Here is a 460-nt window from a genome sequence, read left to right as displayed (position 1 = left end):
ACACAATCGGCTGCCCATCCGGCGGCACTTGGATGCCACCCAACGGGATCCCTTCGGAAATCAGCGAGGGCCCCTGGTACTGCAACGGCGTACCGAGCAAGCGCATGCCCATACGGTCGGCGCGGCTGTCCAGGGCCCAGTCGGTGTTGAAGGCATCGAACAGGCTCTGGCCGCTGAACAGGCCAATTTGGGCGCCGACGATCACCTCCAGCGGCACCTTGGCCGGCAACGCCTGTTCGCTCAGCACTTTCATCGCACCGCCGGTACCGGAATAGGCCAAGCGCCCGCCTTCGGCCAAGGCCTTGCCGAAACCGTCCGGCCCGCCCAGCGCCTCACGTACCACCGTGGCGCAGCTGCCCAGCACATCCGGCGCATCAAACCCGCCGGGCGCCGCCAGGTAAGCCCGCGCGCCGCTGAACGGCTGGGTGAAGCGCAGGCGCTGGCCCTTTTGCAGGATAAA

The 460-nt window shown here is 67.2% G+C and carries 1 protein-coding gene; it reads right to left on the bottom strand.

Features of this window, described 5'->3' with window-relative positions; translation table 11 throughout:
• The coding region (locus FCS21_RS16005; protein WP_503328520.1) for a 5-oxoprolinase subunit C family protein at positions 1-460 on the bottom strand (460 nt) is incomplete at both ends.

This window comes from Colwellia ponticola (assembly GCF_005885605.1).
GTDB lineage: Bacteria > Pseudomonadota > Gammaproteobacteria > Enterobacterales > Alteromonadaceae > Colwellia > Colwellia ponticola.
The sequence above is the reverse complement of the archived record's forward strand: the minus strand, read 5'-3'. Positions and strand labels throughout refer to the sequence as shown.